The organism is Patiriisocius sp. (genome assembly GCF_051252435.1).
Taxonomy (GTDB): Bacteria; Bacteroidota; Bacteroidia; order Flavobacteriales; family Flavobacteriaceae; genus Patiriisocius.
Genome location: NZ_JBPOFW010000003.1, coordinates 202,993 through 221,187, shown reverse-complemented (window position 1 = coordinate 221,187; position 18,195 = coordinate 202,993). Strand labels below are relative to the sequence as shown.

Sequence of the window (18,195 nt, the reverse complement as noted above, 5' to 3'; positions counted from 1 at the left end):
CCGCTTTGAGCACAACAATAGAAGCCAATAATATGTTTTTGTAATCTCTTTAATTTAACTACTTTTGCACGATGTTTTTTAGACAAATGAAATTATACTTTTTGCCCTTACTTTTCACGGTGCTATTTTTTGCATCATGTAGTGAATATCAAAACGTTTTAAAGGGTGATGATACCACTGCAAAATTTGAAATGGCAGACTCGCTTTATCAAATTGGTAAGACAGGAAAATATAAAAAATCCTTACGATTGATGGAGCAGATTGTGCCATTGTATCGTGGGAAACCCCAAGCAGAAAAGTTGATGTATATGTATGCAAATACATTTTATGTTTTAGAGGATTATTTTGTGGCAGGGTATCAATTTGAACGTTTTGAGACTTCATATCCTCAAAGTGATAGTGTAGAAAGAGCAGCATATAAAAGTGCGAAAAGCTACTACGAGTTATCACCACGGTATTCGTTGGATCAAAAAGACACTAGAAAAGCTCTTGAAAAGTTACAGGCGTATGTCAATAAATATCCCAATTCAAATTTTAGAGAGGAGTCAAATGCTCTTGTAAAGGAGTTGCGTGAAAAATTAGAAAAGAAAGATATTGAAACAGCCGACCAGTATTTATTGATTGGAAAGCAAATAGGTAGTTTTAAACCTGCCATCGATGCTTACGAAAATTTTATAAGTGACCATCCAGGTTCAATTTATAGAGAACAGGCATTTCTAGGTAGATTTGAAGCAGCATATAATAGAGCAATCAATAGTATTCCATCAGTAGTTGAAGAGCGTTTGATTACAGCAAAAGGATATTATACACAATATTTAAAATATTACAAGGAAGGTGAAATGAAAGCGGAGGCTGATGCAATTTTAGCAGAAGTTGATAAGCTTTTGAGCACATACGATACAACAACAACTTCAGAAAATTAAGATTATGGCAGATATAAAAAATAGCGAAGCACCGTTAAGTACTACAACCATTGACAAAAACAAAGTTGATGCGGCTACGAACAACATTTATGAGGCAATTTCAATTATCTCAAAAAGAGCAAATCAAATTAATGGCGACATTAAAAAAGAGCTTTTGGAGAAACTTGACGAATTTGCTACTTACAACGAAAGTCTTGAAGAGATTTTTGAAAACAAAGAGCAAATCGAAGTTTCAAAATTCTACGAAAAATTACCTAAGCCACACTCTCTTGCAGTACAAGAATGGTTAGATGATAAAATCTACTACAGAAATACTGCAGACGAAGATATAGCACAATAAAAAAATGTCAGTCTTAAGCGGAAAAAACATATTGCTTGGCGTTACAGCCGGTATTGCCGCTTACAAGGCTAGTTTTTTAGTGCGATTGTTGGTAAAAGCAGGGGCAGACGTAAAGGTTGTAATGACCCCAACGGCAAAAGATTTTGTTACCCCATTAACGCTTTCCGCGCTTTCAAAAAATGAAGTTTTTTCTTCGTTCACCAATGAAGAAGATGATACTGCCCAATGGAATAACCATGTTGAGTTAGCCCTTTGGGCAGACTTGTTTATTATCGCTCCTGCGACAGCGAATACGCTTTCAAAAATGGCACACGGCACCTGCGATAACATTCTGTTAGCCGTGTATCTTTCTGCAAAATGTCCCGTGTATTATGCTCCTGCGATGGACTTGGATATGTACAAACACCCTTCCACTAAAAATACGTTTGATACGTTAGATGGCTACGGAAATATTAGAATAGAAGCTACTCACGGTGAATTGGCTAGCGGATTGATAGGACAAGGGAGAATGGCAGAACCCGAAACTATCGTAAGTTTTATAGAAGCCGAAATTTCTAAAAATTTACCTTTAAGAGGAAAAAAAATACTCATCACTGCAGGTCCCACTTTTGAAGCAATTGATCCTGTAAGGTTTATTGGCAATCATTCTAGCGGAAAAATGGGATGTGCCATTGCTGCCGAAGCTGCAAAAATAGGTGCTGAGGTTGTTTTGGTATTAGGGCCCTCTTCTGTTGCTGTTGATGAAAATTTGATGAAAGTTGTTAGAGTGACTTCGGCTGCTGAAATGTATGAGGCAGTCCATAATGATGTGGCAGATAGTGATGTTGCTATTTTTAGTGCAGCAGTGGCAGATTATCGCCCCATTCATATTTCCGAAGAAAAAATAAAGAAGAAAGAAGGTGAGGGAATGACCATCGAGTTAGAACGAACGCAGGATATTTTAGCTTCCGTAGGAAAAATAAAAACCTCTCAATTTTTAGTTGGTTTTGCCCTTGAAACGCAGAATGAAATTGAAAATGCAAAAAAGAAACTTGAAAAAAAGAATTTAGACTTAATTGTATTAAATTCGCTAAGAGACAAAGGTGCAGGTTTTAAAGCCGACACCAACAAAGTGACATTTATAGAAAAAGGCAATAAAGTGACCTCTTTTGATGTTAAATCAAAGCAAGAAGTTGCAAAAGACATTTTAGAACATATTAGGACAAAGATAGATGCGTAAATTTTTATATTTCATAGGATTGTTAGTAACGGTTTCAACGAGTATGGCTCAAGAGTTAAATGCAGTTGTAACGGTAAACTCAGAACAAGCAGGGGGAAATACAAATCTTCAAATTTTTAGAACATTACAGCAACAGTTAACAGAGTTTATCAATACACAACAATGGACTACGGAGGAATATAAAAACCAAGAGCGTATTGACTGTAATTTTACGTTGATTGTTACTTCGTATGATGGTGATTCATTTAGTGGTTCATTGCAAGTACAGGCTTCTCGACCGGTTTTTAACTCCACATATAATACATCAACCTATAATTATAATGACAAACAGGTTAGTTTTAATTATAAAGAATTTGAGCCGTTGGTTTTCAATATCAATCAGTTTAATTCAAACTTAATTTCGATTATAACCTATCACATCTACACCATTATTGGTCTTGATGCTAGTACGTTTGAGTTAAATGGCGGAGACCCTTATCACGAAGTGGCAAAGCAAATTATTAACACCGCTTCTTCAAGTAGTTTTGCTGGTTGGAAATCTACGGATGGGACACAATCCCGTTATAGATTTAACGATGCAATGGTAAGTCCTGTCTATAAAGAATTCCACACGGCTATGTACGAATATCACAGATTGGGAATGGATGAAATGGCAGAGGATCCATTAGCGGCAAAAACAAGTATTGCAAAGGCGCTGCAAACTCTAAAAAGCATTAATGATAGGCGTCCTAATTCATACTTACTACGTACGTTTTTTGATGCAAAAGTAGATGAGATTAAAACAATATATAGTGGTGGCCCTGCAATGGATACAGTTGATATTGTTGAATCTCTTAACAGAATGGCGCCAACGAGACGTTCTTCTTGGGCAGAAATTAGATAATCTGTTCTACAATAAATTTCATAGTATCACGGCATTTTTATCTTAAAAATTCTTTTTGTGATTTTAAGTCTTTCCATAAAAAACTACGCATTAATTGAGGACATTCGTGTTGGACTTGATGACGGTTTGACGATTATCACAGGCGAAACCGGTGCTGGAAAATCAATTTTACTTGGAGCACTTGCCCTATTAATGGGGAAACGTGCAGACAGTACGAGCGTAAAAGACGCAACTTTAAAATGCGTTGTTGAGGGCGAATTTGCATTGAAGAATTATGATTTATCCAATGTTTTTTCCGAAAACGATTTGGATTACGACGACAACACTATTATACGTAGAGAAATTTTACCAAGTGGTAAATCTCGCGCATTTGTGAACGATACTCCAGTAAGTTTGGCGCAACTGCAAGCGCTTGGTGAGCATCTTGTGGACATCCACAGTCAAAATGAGACACGGTCATTTGCGAGTGAGGAATTTCAGCTTGAAGTGCTCGATGCGCTTGGTGGTAACTTCCCGGTTTTGAAGAACTACGAAAATGTGCTATCTGAATATAATGATGTCTCAAAAGTACTTGACGCGCAAATCCAACTTAAAAATGAAGCTTTAAAAGAGCTGGACTACAATACATTTTTACAAAACGAACTCGCCGAAGCAAATCTTTCAAAACTCAATCAAGAAGAATTGGAAGACACCTTCAATACACTTGATAATGCTGAAACTATTGAGGCATCTTTCGCATCATTGATGCAACTTTTTTCTCATGAAGAAATTGGGACCATCGAGACTGCAAAGGAGGCGAGGAGTTTTATTAATAAAATTTCAGCATTCACAGAAAATTATAAAGAAATTTATGAGCGCCTTAATAGTGTTGTCATAGAACTTGAAGATATTTATGAAGCCGCCGAACGTGCTTCGCAAAAAGTGGAAGCAGACCCTAGCGAGTTGGCTACTATTAATGATAGATTGCAAGTGCTTTATAAACTTCAACAAAAGCATAATGTTAACACTGTTGAAGATCTTATTGCTATTGAAACCGAGCTGTCTTCAAAAATAGATACAACATTACACCTTGATACAATTATCGAGAAGTTGACAATCAAAAAAGAGTCTCTTTACAATGAACTTAAAACCCTAGCTGAACAATTACATACTGCCAGAAAAAAAGCGGTTTCGAAGTTATTGGAAAAGCTAAAAGTATATCTTGACATGCTTGGATTACCCAATGCACAATTTGAATTTGATATTAAAAAAGTCGGTAATTTTAGATTTAATGGTGCGGATTCTTTGCAAGTTAATTTTACAGCAAATAAAGGAAGTTCTTTAGGGGCAATTAAAAAGGTGGCTTCGGGTGGAGAAATGAGTAGAATTATGCTTTCGGTAAAGGCTGTGCTTGCAAAGTATAAAAAATTGCCCACCTTAGTTTTTGATGAAATTGACACAGGTGTTTCAGGAGAAATCGCATTAAAAATGGCTGCGATTATGGGTGAAATGAGCAAAGAAATGCAATTGATCAGTATTACTCACCTTCCGCAGATAGCTTCAAAAGGAGCGCAACATATTAAAGTTTTTAAAGAAGATATTAATAATAAAACGGTAACTCAAATGAAACAACTTACCGATGAAGAGCGCATTGTGGAAATTGCTCAAATGATTAGCGGAAATAAAATTACAGATACAGCATTAGCGAATGCACGCGAGTTACTCAATTAATTAAAAGTAATAGTATATTTACAGTACAATAAACGATAACCTTACCATAAATTAAAATCAATCAACCATGTCATATAACTTACTAAAAGGAAAAAGAGGAATTATTTTTGGAGCATTGGATTCTCAATCCATCGCTTGGAAAACAGCCGAGCGTGTTCACGAAGAAGGCGGTACTTTTGTTTTGACAAATGCGCCTATTGCTTTAAGAATGGGGACAATTAACGAATTAGCAGAAAAAACCGGTTCACAAGTTATTCCAGCTGATGCTACCTCAATGGAAGATTTAGAGAATTTAGTAGAAAAGGCAATGGAAGTTTTAGGAGGTAAAATTGATTTCGTTTTACACTCTATTGGGATGTCTGTTAACGTAAGAAAAGGAAACCATTACACGAGTCAAAATTATGACTATACGCATAAAGGTTGGGATGTTTCAGCCGTTTCATTTCATAAAACCATGAGCGTTCTTTATAACAAAGATGCGATGACAGAGTGGGGAAGTATTATAGCCTTGACCTATATGGCAGCGCAACGTGTTTTTCCAGATTACAATGATATGGCAGATAATAAGGCCTATTTAGAGTCAATTGCTAGAAGTTTTGGTTATTTCTTCGGAAAGGACAAAAAAGTACGAGTGAATACAATTTCGCAGTCACCCACACCTACGACTGCCGGTCAAGGAGTAAAAGGGTTTGATGGGTTTATAGCCTATGCTGAAAAGATGAGTCCTTTGGGAAATGCAACTGCAGAAGACTGTGCAAATTACACCATAGCAATGTTTAGCGATTTAACAAAAAGAGTGACTCTTCAAAATTTATATAATGACGGCGGTTTTTCAAATATGGGCGTAAGTGATGCAGTAATGAGCGCATTTGTTAATGAATAGATATATCTTAAATTTCTTAAAAACCCCGATAGTCTATTAAGATTATCGGGGTTTTTTTATACAATGAACATTAATTGTCGTTAAAAGATGTAAATCATCGAAAAACATTTTTTGGATGTATTATTTTAGATACATTTAAGAAATTATTAACTAATTGTAAACTATTATGAAAAAAATTACATTATTATGGTGCGCATTGTTTTCCGTTATGGGGATGATGTATGCACAAACTCCTAGCGAGATGGCTGAGATTACCGCCTATCAAAACTCGCAGGCCATTAACAACTCGAGGAGTATTCAAGAAATACTGTCTATTTATGATGGTATGGATAAGAGTGGTCATGATTATTCTGATGCGCTTTTGAATCAAGAAGAACAAGCAATGCTGAAGTCGTATCTAAAAAATACGAATAGGTCGGTTTTAGCTGACTTTATTCCAACTGCAGGAGCGACTGAAACATTTAATTTAGCTGTTGGGGATCACTTTTTCGATCCAGGTGGGCCAGGAGGAAGTTCTACTGGAGGTACTCCAGGAAATTATCCTAACTGTGGTTGTATTACGACTACTACTTTAAATGGGCCAACTGAAATCCAATTTTTAGACTTTAGCGTTTTTGCTACTTTTGATTGGTTAATTATTTATGATGGTACAGATACTACTGGACCAGAATTATATAACAATTTTACAGGGGGTGCAAATCAAGGTGATATTACCTTGGCCGATATGATTGCTTCTAATGGTTCTGCCTCTTTTGTTGGAACTTCTGGAAGTATGACTTTCGAATTTAGAGCTTCTGCTGTTGTAGATTATGGTGGTTGGGATGTAGAAGTTATTTCTGATGGCGGACCACCACCACCAGCTGGTGCTTCAATAGCAAATGTTTTGAACTTAAGAGCTTCTTGTACTAATGATTTTGGAACTTTTGGTGTTGATGGACCTTATACAATTGCATCAGCAGGTATCAATGCAAATTCAATTTTTGCGGGTGATTTTGATAATAACGACGTTTTGTATGCTTTTGACAATACAACGCAAAATTTAATTACAATCGACCCAGCAACCGGTATGGGTACTGATGTAGGTCCAACACTTAATAATAATGGTGAAGCACTTACAGCATTAGGTTGGAATGAGTCAGATACTACTATGTATGCCATGACCATGAATACACCTACAGGTGGACCAAATTCAGCTACAGTTTATACAGTAGACTTGGCGACTGGAGAATTAACAGTAGTGGCTAATGCACTGACACCGAATGGAGATGAGTTATTTGCTTGGTTGGCTATTGACAATGATGGTAATGCTTATGCTCTCGACTTAGTGTCAGACAGTTTATATTCTATTGATTTAGCGGATGCCTCGTCGGCTTTAATTGGCTCTCTTGGCTTTACTCCTAATATCAACTTTGCGCAAGATGCAGATTTTGATCCTGAGACGGGTGTCCTATATGCTGGTGTTTATACAGGTGGTGGAACAAATCAATGGTCGTCCATTGATACAACTACTGGTCTAGCAACACAACTTGGGTCAGTAAATATGGATTGTGCCGAACTTGGAGTTGTAGCGATTCTTGGAGAAAATACTGGTGGAGGTATGTTAAACCAATGGACAGTTAATGTACAAGGACCTCCTTTTGGAGATGAAGTATCATGGGAGTTGAGAGACAATACAGGAGCTGTTATATTATCAGGAGGGCCTTATGGTGCTGTTGCTTATGATGACACTCAAATGGTAGATACAATGAACGAGCCATTAGAATTTTTCATTGAATCTGAAGGAGCCTTTGGTAATAATACACCTACTTATACAGTTTCATGTAGCGGAAATGTTATTATAACAGGAACTCTTGCCGGTGGAGAGACATCGACAACACCTGGTTTAGAATGTAGTGGTGTTGTAGTACCATCTAATGATTTTTGTGAAAATGCTATTGAGGTGGCATGTGGTGATGTAATTGCTGGTGATACTAGTGATGACACAGATTCTGGTGGAAATGCTGCTCCGGATGAATTCTATAAATATACTGGAGATGGTATTCCTTTAAATGTTACTTTATCTTTATGTGATGGCGGAACAGCGTATGACTCTTTAATTAGAGTTTTCACTGACTGTACATTAGCTACTGAGGTTGCAAATAATGATGATAGTTGTGGTTTACAATCAGAATTAGAATTTGAATCTGATGGTGTTTCTACCTATTATATCATGATTGAAGGATTTGGAAATAACTCTGGAGCATTTAGCTTAGCAGTTACTTGCGCATCTTTAGTAGAGAATGACCTTTGTGAAAATGCTATCTCTCTTGAATGTGGGGATTCAGTAACTGGAACTACTACAGGAGCACTTCCTGATAATGATGTTGCAGGCGTAGACTGTGGAACAACGATTACGTCACCAGGTGTATGGTATGTTTTTGATGATACAAGTGGTCTTTCAGGTGACATTACGGCTACTTTATGTAATGGAACTGACTTTGATAGTAAAATATCTGTATTCACAGGTGATTGTAATGCATTAGTTTGTTTAGATGGAAATGATGATGATTGTGGATTACAATCTACAGTAACATTCCCAACGGATGGAGCTACTACATTTTATATTTTAGTACATGGTTTTGGAGCTGGTACAGGAAACTTTACTTTAGATGTAACGTGTATGCCAACGCCTCCACCAAACGATATGATTGCAAATTCAATTGACGTTGATGAAATAGGTTTCCCTTACACGGACCCAGCAGTAGCGATGCCAGCAGCAACGCTAGAAGCAGGTGATCCAGCAGATTGTTCAATTAATGGTTCAGCTGGAGTTTGGTATAACTTCGTATCAGCGGGTAATGGAACTGCAACTGCTTCTATTACATCTCCAAGTGGTGCAAGCGCAGTAATTTTCTATAGCGCTCCAGATGAGAATGCTTCTGAAACTGACCTAGTTCATGTTGATCAATTTGATAACCAATGTCTTGGTGGAACAAGTGCTACTATTGCCACTACTGCAGGTCAAGCGTATTACTTATTTGTTGTTAATAGTGGAGCTGTAACAGACATCGTAATTGATGGAACATTACTTGGAACAGATGAGAATGCAATCGAAGGATTTGTATTTTATCCTAACCCAGCAAATGATAAATTGAACATTAATGCTCAAAATACAATTGATAGCGTAAGTCTATACAATATATTAGGGCAAACAGTTCTTAATCAAAATGTGGGAGCAACATCTTCACAATTAGATGTTTCTTCATTATCAACAGGTACTTATGTAATGAAAGTATCAGTTGACGGTGTAATAGGAACTTATAAAGTGATTAAACAGTAATTTTTTTTCATACCTAGTGAAAGACCGTCTCAAGTAATATTGAGGCGGTTTTTTTATGTAAATTTGTGAGATGCAACGTGACTATTCATTTATAATTCCAGTATTCAATAGACCTCAAGAAATACAAGAGTTATTGATGAGTTTTGCTGAAATGTCAACTAAAATACCTTTTGAAGTTGTTATTGTCGAAGATGGTTCCACCATTGACTCTCATAAAGTTGTAAAGTCGTTTGAAGATTCTTTAAACATAAATTATCATCAAAAACAAAATACAGGACCGGGAGATTCTAGAAATGTAGGAATGCAAATCGCAAAAGGTAGTTACTTTATTATTCTAGATTCAGATTGTATTGTGCCTAAAGAATATCTTCAAGTTGTAGATTCATTTTTGAATAGCGATTATGTTGATTGCTATGGAGGTGCGGACGCCGCACATAACGAATTTTCTCCACTTCAAAAGGCGATTAATTATGTAATGACATCATTCCTTACGACAGGAGGAATAAGAGGTAGTAAAATGGCTGTACAAAAATTTGAACCCAGAAGTTTCAATATGGGAATTTCAAAAGATGTTTTTAAAGCGACTAATGGATTTGCAAAAATTCATCCAGGTGAAGACCCAGACTTATCACAAAGAATTAAAAAATTAGGATTTAAAACTGCATTTATCCCAAATGCATTTGTGTACCATAAACGCCGTATTTCTTGGGATAAATTTTACACTCAAGTAAATAAATTTGGTTTGGTGAGACCTATCCTTAATATGTGGCACCCTAAGGCAGCGAAACTTACATTCTGGTTTCCCACCTTATTTATAGTCTTTGTAATTGCTTCAGTTATTTCTTTAATTTTATTTCATTATATATTGATAGCACCTTTGCTATTATATATTTTGATTGTATTTATGGATTCAGCAGTTAAAAATAAAAGTCTTTATATAGGGTTATTGACAATACGTGCTTTGTTTGTTCAGTTTTTTGGGTATGGGCGCGGTTTTTTAATTTCAACATACTATATTGGATGGCTCAAGCGGGATCCAGAAAAAAAATTTCCGCAGTTATTTTTCAAATAAAACTATAGCAATATCAAATCATATTTCAGAAATACAAAAATTAAGGCATTCTTGTTCTTTTTGCTATTATCCACTATTTTTTGGGTACTCACAAAATTTTCAAGAAAAGATGTTTCTGAGATAGAGGCAAACATTGCGTATGTAAATGTACCGAGCAATAAAATACTTGCCGAAGACAATCTAAAATCACTCACGTTTGAATTACAAGCAAATAGGTTTGAGGCGCTTTATTACAATGTGAAAACGCCAATAATTAGTGTTGATGTCGCTGCTTATTTAAATGGTTCGAAAAACAAATCTATTGTTGATAAGGCGAGTTTGACAGGGTTGATATCCAATCAAGTCAATAAAAATTTAACTGTGCGAAATGTGTCGGTCAATCAACTTGAAATTAAATTGGTTAATGTTGATAGCAAAAAAGTGCCCGTAATCGCTAGTACCTCTCTAACCTTTAAAAATGGATTTGATGAAGTGGGAGAGCCAATAATTAAACCAGATTCTATTTTGTTGAGAGGGCCAAGAAAATTGCTGGATAGTATTTCTGAAATTTCTACCATTGAATTTAAACGAGATGAAATCGAAAAATCGTTGAAAGTAAAAATTCCTTTAATTGGAATACCTTCTAGAGATATCCAAATGGTGGATACAGAGGTGATTTATTCATTGAAAGTGGAAGAGTTTTCCCAAAAAATCGTGACACTTCCGGTTAAACTAATCAATGCACCTGCAACAGAAACAATAAAATTAATACCTAATAAAGTTGAAATAGACTTCGCGGTTTCGCTTAGTCTTTTCAATGATATTTCAGCAAATGACTTTGAAGTGATTTGTGATTATGCAAAGCGAAATGCTGATGAAAATTTTATGATTCCTGAGATTGTTAAATCTCCTGAGGGAATAAAAGATGCAGTTCTTACGACAAAAAAAATCGATTTTTTGATATTCAAATGAAAATCATTGGACTTACAGGTGGGATTGGGAGCGGTAAATCTACCGTTGTAAAAATGTTTAAGTCTTTAGGCGTGCCCATTTATATTGCTGATGATGAAGCAAAAAAATTATTGGCAAAATCAAAAGTCATTAAACGAAAAGTGATTGCATTGCTGGGTGATGATGCCTACACTAAAGATGGCCCTAACAAACCTTATATTGCTTCAAAGATTTTTAATGACTCTCATTTGTTAGCAGAAATGAATGGTATCATTCACCCCAAAGTTGCTACACATTTTAAGCGCTGGGTTTCAAAACAAAAGGGGAGGTATTGTATTAAAGAGGCCGCGGTGCTTTTTGAAAATGATGGTTATAAAAAATGTGATGCTACTATTTTAGTAACTGCGCCAGAAAAACTACGCATACAGCGTGTCATGGCAAGGGATGGTGTTGCTAAAGAGCAAGTTCTTGAAAGGATGAAAAACCAATGGGAAGACGAAAAAAAACTAAAACTTGCCAACTTCGTTATTGAAAATATTGATATTGAAATGACTAAAAAACTCGTTTACAATCTTCATAAAAAGATTACTAATTTGTTTTGTTAACATTTGGTTAAACAGCTAAGTCCCTAAATGTTAAAATCTTACTTTTGGGTATGGATAAAAAGCTTTTTGGCTTACTAATAGCACTGATGACCCTGGCATTACTGGGGATTATTTTCGTTCAGTGGTATTGGATATCTAATTCTTACAAAAGTAAAGAGAGTCAATTCGTTACAACAGTGCACCAAGTTCTCTTAGATACCGCAGATGAGATTGAATTACGTGAAGCAGAAAAATATTTTGAGCTGTATAATGACTTATTGAAAGAATCTGAAAATCCTGAAAGTATCACCTTTAGTGAATTAATTTATAGAATAGGAAACGGAAAGGGGAATGATGCACATTTATTTTCAGATGGAATTCTCGAAGAAGATTTCAAGTTGTCATCTAGTTTTTTGGATACCGATGTAGATAGTATTCTTTTTAAAAAGATTACTACTAAAAAAATTAAAACCAGAGTTACCAAAGGGATTGATGGAGTAAAGAATAAAATTGCAAAGACTGAAACATTTAGTCGCTTAAAGCCTTATGAAAGAGCTCGTTTTGAGAATGCTTTTTCAAATATTTCAGCAAAAATCCCTATTCATAGGAGAGTTACTGCTAACGACATAAAATCTATTATAAAGGACGAATTAGCACTGAGAGGCATAAATTCAGATTTTCAATTTGCAGTTTATAGTAATGATTTAGCTACTAAAGTAAGAACACAGCGTTTTGACTTGAATCCAGAAACGACATTTAAGGTTTCGCTTTTCGAAAATGAAGATTTAAATGTAGGGTATCAACTTTACGTTAATTTTTACGAGCAGGAAAAAGATATTTTTGGTTCTTTAATAGGGATGACAATTTTATCGCTTCTTTTTACAGGTGTTATTTTTGTGGCATTTTATTCAGCGCTTTCACAATTGTTTAAGCAGAGACAGATTTCGCAGATTAAAAATGATTTCATTAATAATATGACTCATGAGTTTAAAACGCCTATAGCCACGATTAATTTAGCTTTAGATGCGATAAACAATCCTAAAGTTAAGGCTAGTGAAGAGTTTACGAGTAAGTATTTGAGAATGATACGTGATGAAAATCAGAGAATGCATGAGCAGGTTGAAAATGTTCTAAGAATATCTAAGCTTGATAAAAATGAGCTTGATTTGCCTAAAGAGCGATACGACCTACACGATTTGATTGAAGATTCAATATCTCATATTGAATTGATTGTTGAAGATAGGGGAGGGTATATAAATTCTCATTTAGGGGCGTTGCAGACAAATATTCTTGTGAATGAATCGCACATGACAAATGTGATTGTGAATATACTTGATAACGCAGTGAAATATTCAGAGGATGCACCAAAGATTGATATTTATACTGAAAATGTTAATAATTTTGTAGTTCTCAAAATAAGAGATCAAGGAATGGGAATGTCAAAATCTGCGGTAAAGAAAATATTTGAAAAATTTTATAGAGTACCCACAGGGGATATTCATAACGTAAAAGGTCACGGATTAGGGTTATCTTACGTTAAAAGAATTCTTGATGACCACGACGCCCAAGTGAGCGTTGAAAGCGATCAAGGAAAAGGAAGCACATTTATAATTAAATTACACTTAATATCATAATATATGGAAACTGAAAACAAAAAAATTCTGTTAGTAGAAGATGATCCCAATTTTGGAACTGTCCTAAAAGATTACCTTGCTATGAACGACTACAATGTCACGCATGCAAAAAATGGTATGGAAGGTTTTGAAAAATTCAAGAAAGACGATTATGACTTGTGTATTCTTGATGTAATGATGCCTTACAAAGATGGTTTCACGCTCGCTAAGGAAATACGAGAAAAAAACGAAGAAGTTCCTATCATTTTCTTAACTGCAAAAGCAATGAAAGAAGATGTATTAAAGGGCTATAAAGTAGGTGCAGATGATTACCTAAATAAACCATTTGACAGCGAAGTGCTATTGATGAAAATTAAAGCAATTATTCAAAGAAAAGCAACAGATTCAATAGCTGATAGCAAGCAATTTGAATTTGAAGTGGGTAATTTCTTCTTGAATTCTAAGCTACGTTTCTTGTCTTACAAAAAAGAAGATCCGGTAAAATTATCACCAAAAGAAAACGAATTATTACGTTTACTTGCACTTCATAAAAACGATTTAATGCCAAGAGAGTTGGCACTTACCAAAATTTGGAGAGATGACAACTATTTTACATCACGTAGTATGGACGTTTATATCGCCAAACTAAGAAAATATTTGAGCCTTGATGATGATGTTGAGATTATCAATATTCATGGTGAAGGATTCCGTCTCGTCGTGAAGAGCGAGGTAGATAACTAAAAGCGAAGATATTTAGTGTAGATAACGCCCTTTTTAGGGCGTTTTTTTATGTATTGTTGCAATTACTTCTGAAATATCTACCTCATAATCAAACCATTCTATTTCTTGATTTTTTTTAAACCAAGTACCTTGCCGTTTGGCGAATCTGCGCGTGTTTTTTTTGATTTCTTCAATGGCTTTTTCTTTTGTTAAATTTCCGTCGAAAAACTGAAACAACTCTCTATAACCAACAGTTTGTAGCGCATTCAAGTCTTTATGCTCTAATAGACTTTTTGCTTCATCAATCAATCCACCATCAATCATCAAATCTACCCTGCGATTGATACGGTCATATATTATAGATCTTTCAGCATTTAAACCGATAAAAATAGTATCGAAATCTCTATTATTTTTATTTTGATTTAAAAATGACGAGTAGGGTTTTCCAGAGCTTCTGTAGACTTCTAAAGCTCTAATAACACGTCTAGGATTATGAATATCGATGGAGTTAAATTGGGAGGGGTCAACGTGTTCTAATTCGGTTTGTAATTTTTTAAGGCCATTCTCTGTGAGCTCTGCATTGAGCGCGTCTCGTACTTCTTTATTTATCTTCGGAAATGTATCAAGACCTTTCACCAATGCATCTACATACAAACCTGAGCCTCCTACCATTACTACGACGGAATGCTCTTTAAATAATTCGGATAGTTTGAGCAATGCCTCTCTTTCAAAATCACCTACGGTATAGGTTTCAAAAATACTTTTATGTTGAATGAAATGGTGCGGCACTTCGCTAAGCTCTTCGGTAGAAGGAACTGCTGTTCCAATTCTCATTTCTTTATAAAATTGCCTGGAATCGGCACTTAAAATTTCAGTAGAAAAAGCCTTTGCAATCTCAATGGCGAGTGCTGTTTTACCTATTGCTGTCGCACCCACAACGCAGACTAATAATGGTCTTTTTTTCATTCCTCAGTAATATCTTCCGGGTGCAAATGATTTCCGCAGCGATGACAGTAATCTGCATCGTCTCTGTGCTTTTGTGCGCCACAATTTCTACAAAGTTGGGTGTTTACATGCACATAGTTTGGATCATTTAAATCCTCTTTCTTTGTGCTTTTTACATATTCGGCACTCACTATTCCCGTTGGAACCGCGATAATGCCGTACCCCATAATCATAATAACTGCAGCGATAAATTGGCCTAAGGGAGTAATAGGTGCGATGTCTCCAAAACCTACGGTGGTTAGGGTAACAATACACCAATAAACGCTAACGGGAATGCTTACAAAACCGCTTTCTTCTCCTTCAACCAGATACATGAGTGTACCCGCGATGATAGCAATAATTAATACGGCAAATAAGAAAACAAGTATTTTTGGGCGACTATCCTTTAACGCTTTGGTTAATTTATTGGCTTCACCTATGTAACGCGTAATTTTTAAAATCCTAAAAACTCTAAGCAATCGCAAAGCTCGCACAGCTAATAATACGTTTGAACCAACTAAAATGAACGATAAATACAAAGGAATTGTAGATAGGAAATCTATAATACCGTAAAAACTAAAAATATAAATCGACGGTTTTTTAACGGTAATGATACGTGCAATATATTCAAAAGTGAAAAAGATAGTGATTACCCACTCGCCATAATATAGCCAATCGTATAAATAGGGTGGGAGGCCTTTGACGCTTTCGACCATCACAAAAATAACGCTAACAACAATGAGTATAAGCAATACAACATCAAATAATTTGCCCAACGGAGTGTCAGCCTCATAGATGATGGTGTATAGTTTATTACGCCAACCGTTATTTATTCTTTTACCCACAAAATTTATTTAGAGTTAAATGTACTCAAGTTAATACTATTTGGCAGTGTCAGGTTTCAAATTTACAGTTTTTATCACCTTATTTTTTCTTAGATACGTTTGAATAATATGCTGTGAGTCGCGATTATTTTGCATAGGGCGGATGATAGATTTCAAGATTTCAGGGTTGTTTATTTGATAATTCAGATTATAAAAACCAAAACCTTTAAACTTTCCATCCTCTATTAAGATTACAGAACGTTCCTCAATATCACGCCCTCTATCAATAATGAGCATGTGCTTATCAGCATAACTGTATTCATCAAGAAATTCTTGAACGCGTACATTGTAATGCTCTGGAGACTCTTCTTGAACACAAGCCCCTTCGCATTCTTTGATTCCGTAGTTAAAACAACTTCCAGTGGTAGAATGAAAACCACCGAGTCTTTGGCAAAGCCTGTATTTGTTGATAATATTTTCAAGATTGTTTTTCGCAGATTGATAATTAGAAAATGTAGTGATTGCTTTTTTACGAGCGTCTGCCTTTTCAATCTTTAAATTTATATAGCCCAATTCATCCACAAAAGACCCCAACTGATAATTAAATACCGTCTTCCGTAACGCACGGTTGTACTTTGGTCTGTGTTTTTTTATTTCGTCACTTTCTTGTAATAGTGCAATAAGTTCGTTTCCCGTTTTTTCAAAAGTAACAGCACTCACGGCCAGTTGCATGGCTTTTGACTTTCTATTATCGCTGGTAAAATGCTGCGTTAGTCTTTTCTTTATATTTTTACTCTTGCCTATGTAGATGATATCTCCCTCATCATTGTGCATATAATACACACCAATTTCAGAAGGGGTTTTTTGGATAATGTCTAAAAGTTTTGTGTCAATCTGTTTCTTGGGGTCTTTCTTTACAAATTGCTTCACGATTTCTTTATTCGTGTCTTTTACCAAGAGCATTTTAAATAACTCAACAGTAGCCTTTGCATCGCCTTGGGCGCGATGTCTATCGCTCAATGGTATTCCCAACGACCGTACTAATTTACCTAAACTATAGGACGGCATATCTGGAATTAAATTTTTTGCCAACTCTACCGTACACAGCGTGTCTTTTTCAAAATTGTAACCCAATCTGTCAAACTCTGTCGTTAAAATACGGTTGTCAAATTTGGCGTTGTGTGCAACAAGAACAGCACCATCCGTAATTTCAATTATGCGTTTTGCAACTTCATAAAACTTGGGTGCATTGCGTAGCATCTCACTATTGATTCCTGTGAGATTGACCACAAAAGGTTGTATGGACCGCTCTGGGTTTATCAAACTTGCAAATTGGTCGACCACTTTTGTACCGTCAAAACGATAAATGGCGATTTCGGTAATGCCCTCTTCATTAAATTTCCCTCCCGTGGTTTCTATATCTAAAATTGCGTATTCCAATAGTATTCCTCCTAATCTAAATTTTAATTTCGTTCTCCAAAAATGGAACTTCCTATACGCACCATCGTACTTCCGTTTTCAATGGCGAGCTTATAATCGCCGCTCATTCCCATGCTCAATATTTTTAATGCTGGATATTCACTTCGGAAATTATCAAAAAATGTTTTTAATCTTTTAAATTCTGAAGCTACCTGACTTTCATCATCTGTAAATGTAGCCATTCCCATGAGTCCTACGACCGAAACATTTTCTAATTTCTTAAATTCTTCCGAAGCTAATATTTCCGAAGCCATGGAAGATTCCATTCCAAACTTGCTATCCTCTTCGGCAATTTTTATTTGAAGTAAACACGCAATGGTGCGGTCGTTTTTCTTTGCTTGTTTATTGATTTCTTTGAGCAGTTTTAAACTATCCACGGCATGAATTAAACTTACAAAAGGCGCCATATATTTTACCTTGTTACGTTGCACGTGGCCAATCATGTGCCACTCAATATCCTTGGGCATTTGCTCCCATTTCGATTCCATTTCCTGAATCTTATTCTCACCAAATACCCTCTGTCCAGCTTTATAAGCTTCCATCAAGTCTTCAATGGGTTTGGTTTTTGAAACTGCAACAAGCGTTACATCTTCAGGCAATTCAGTGTTGTATTTTTTTATGTTTTCTGAAATTTCAGACATTAAGTTTTTGTTTTATTGTTCCGCACATTGCCCAAATCTAATGGGAAAGCACGCTCTTTTTTTAATCAATT

Annotated in this window: 16 protein-coding genes; 12 read left to right on the top strand and 4 right to left on the bottom strand. The window is 35.7% G+C overall.

Features of this window, described 5'->3' with window-relative positions; translation table 11 throughout:
* The first annotated feature begins 86 nt into the window (after positions 1-86).
* The 12 genes from ACSHW7_RS08470 to ACSHW7_RS08415 all read left to right on the top strand — a co-directional run bounded on the left by ACSHW7_RS08470 (position 87) and on the right by ACSHW7_RS08415 (position 14,217).
* Positions 87-923 carry an outer membrane protein assembly factor BamD gene (locus ACSHW7_RS08470; RefSeq protein ID WP_435678908.1) on the top strand — a complete coding sequence of 279 codons (837 nt, stop codon included), beginning with the start codon at positions 87-89 and terminating at the stop codon, positions 921-923.
* Positions 924-927: 4 nt separating this feature from the next.
* Positions 928-1,263: a DNA-directed RNA polymerase subunit omega gene (locus ACSHW7_RS08465; protein ID WP_435678907.1), complete on the top strand. Its 336-nt coding sequence runs from the start codon at positions 928-930 to the stop codon at positions 1,261-1,263.
* A gap of 4 nt (positions 1,264-1,267) precedes the next feature.
* The gene (gene coaBC, locus ACSHW7_RS08460) at positions 1,268-2,482 is read left to right on the top strand and encodes a bifunctional phosphopantothenoylcysteine decarboxylase/phosphopantothenate--cysteine ligase CoaBC (RefSeq protein ID WP_435678906.1); all 1,215 of its coding nucleotides are present in this window, start codon (positions 1,268-1,270) and stop codon (positions 2,480-2,482) included.
* Entirely contained in the window at positions 2,475-3,365 is an 891-nt protein-coding gene (locus tag ACSHW7_RS08455; protein ID WP_435678905.1) for a DUF4835 family protein, read from the top strand. Before coaBC ends, ACSHW7_RS08455 begins: the two co-directional genes overlap by 8 nt.
* A gap of 57 nt (positions 3,366-3,422) precedes the next feature.
* Positions 3,423-5,075, top strand: a complete 1,653-nt coding sequence (gene recN, locus ACSHW7_RS08450) for a DNA repair protein RecN (protein WP_435678904.1) — start codon at positions 3,423-3,425, stop codon at positions 5,073-5,075.
* A 67-nt stretch (positions 5,076-5,142) separates the two neighbouring features.
* Positions 5,143-5,958, top strand: a complete 816-nt coding sequence (locus tag ACSHW7_RS08445; protein WP_435678903.1) for an enoyl-ACP reductase FabI — start codon at positions 5,143-5,145, stop codon at positions 5,956-5,958.
* Positions 5,959-6,124: 166 nt separating this feature from the next.
* Positions 6,125-9,277, top strand: coding sequence for a T9SS type A sorting domain-containing protein (locus ACSHW7_RS08440; protein WP_435678902.1), 3,153 nt, complete (start codon positions 6,125-6,127; stop codon positions 9,275-9,277).
* A 70-nt stretch (positions 9,278-9,347) separates the two neighbouring features.
* Positions 9,348-10,349, top strand: a complete 1,002-nt coding sequence (locus ACSHW7_RS08435; RefSeq protein ID WP_435678901.1) for a glycosyltransferase — start codon at positions 9,348-9,350, stop codon at positions 10,347-10,349.
* A 51-nt stretch (positions 10,350-10,400) separates the two neighbouring features.
* Positions 10,401-11,300 carry a hypothetical protein gene (locus ACSHW7_RS08430; protein ID WP_435678900.1) on the top strand — a complete coding sequence of 300 codons (900 nt, stop codon included), beginning with the start codon at positions 10,401-10,403 and terminating at the stop codon, positions 11,298-11,300.
* Complete coding sequence (gene coaE / locus ACSHW7_RS08425; RefSeq protein ID WP_435678899.1) at positions 11,297-11,884, top strand: dephospho-CoA kinase; 588 nt, start codon at positions 11,297-11,299, stop codon at positions 11,882-11,884. Before ACSHW7_RS08430 ends, coaE begins: the two co-directional genes overlap by 4 nt.
* Before the next feature lie 50 nt (positions 11,885-11,934).
* Complete coding sequence (locus ACSHW7_RS08420) at positions 11,935-13,497, top strand: sensor histidine kinase (RefSeq protein WP_435678898.1); 1,563 nt, start codon at positions 11,935-11,937, stop codon at positions 13,495-13,497.
* 3 nt (positions 13,498-13,500) lie between these two features.
* The gene (locus ACSHW7_RS08415) at positions 13,501-14,217 is read left to right on the top strand and encodes a response regulator transcription factor (protein ID WP_151894574.1); all 717 of its coding nucleotides are present in this window, start codon (positions 13,501-13,503) and stop codon (positions 14,215-14,217) included.
* Positions 14,218-14,250: 33 nt separating this feature from the next.
* Here ACSHW7_RS08415 and miaA read toward each other — a convergent pair whose 3' ends face one another.
* Genes miaA through ACSHW7_RS08395 form a run of 4 tightly spaced genes read right to left on the bottom strand, consistent with a single transcriptional unit; the run spans position 14,251 to position 18,124 of the window.
* Positions 14,251-15,162 carry a tRNA (adenosine(37)-N6)-dimethylallyltransferase MiaA gene (miaA, locus tag ACSHW7_RS08410; RefSeq protein WP_435678897.1) on the bottom strand — a complete coding sequence of 304 codons (912 nt, stop codon included), beginning with the start codon at positions 15,160-15,162 and terminating at the stop codon, positions 14,251-14,253.
* Positions 15,159-16,025, bottom strand: coding sequence for an ion transporter (locus ACSHW7_RS08405; RefSeq protein ID WP_435678896.1), 867 nt, complete (start codon positions 16,023-16,025; stop codon positions 15,159-15,161). Before ACSHW7_RS08405 ends, miaA begins: the two co-directional genes overlap by 4 nt.
* Before the next feature lie 36 nt (positions 16,026-16,061).
* A complete protein-coding gene (locus ACSHW7_RS08400) occupies positions 16,062-17,444 on the bottom strand; it encodes an exonuclease domain-containing protein (protein ID WP_435678895.1) in 1,383 nt (460 codons plus the stop codon).
* A 23-nt stretch (positions 17,445-17,467) separates the two neighbouring features.
* The gene (locus tag ACSHW7_RS08395; protein WP_435678894.1) at positions 17,468-18,124 is read right to left on the bottom strand and encodes a YggS family pyridoxal phosphate-dependent enzyme; all 657 of its coding nucleotides are present in this window, start codon (positions 18,122-18,124) and stop codon (positions 17,468-17,470) included.
* Between the last annotated feature and the right edge of the window lie 71 nt (positions 18,125-18,195).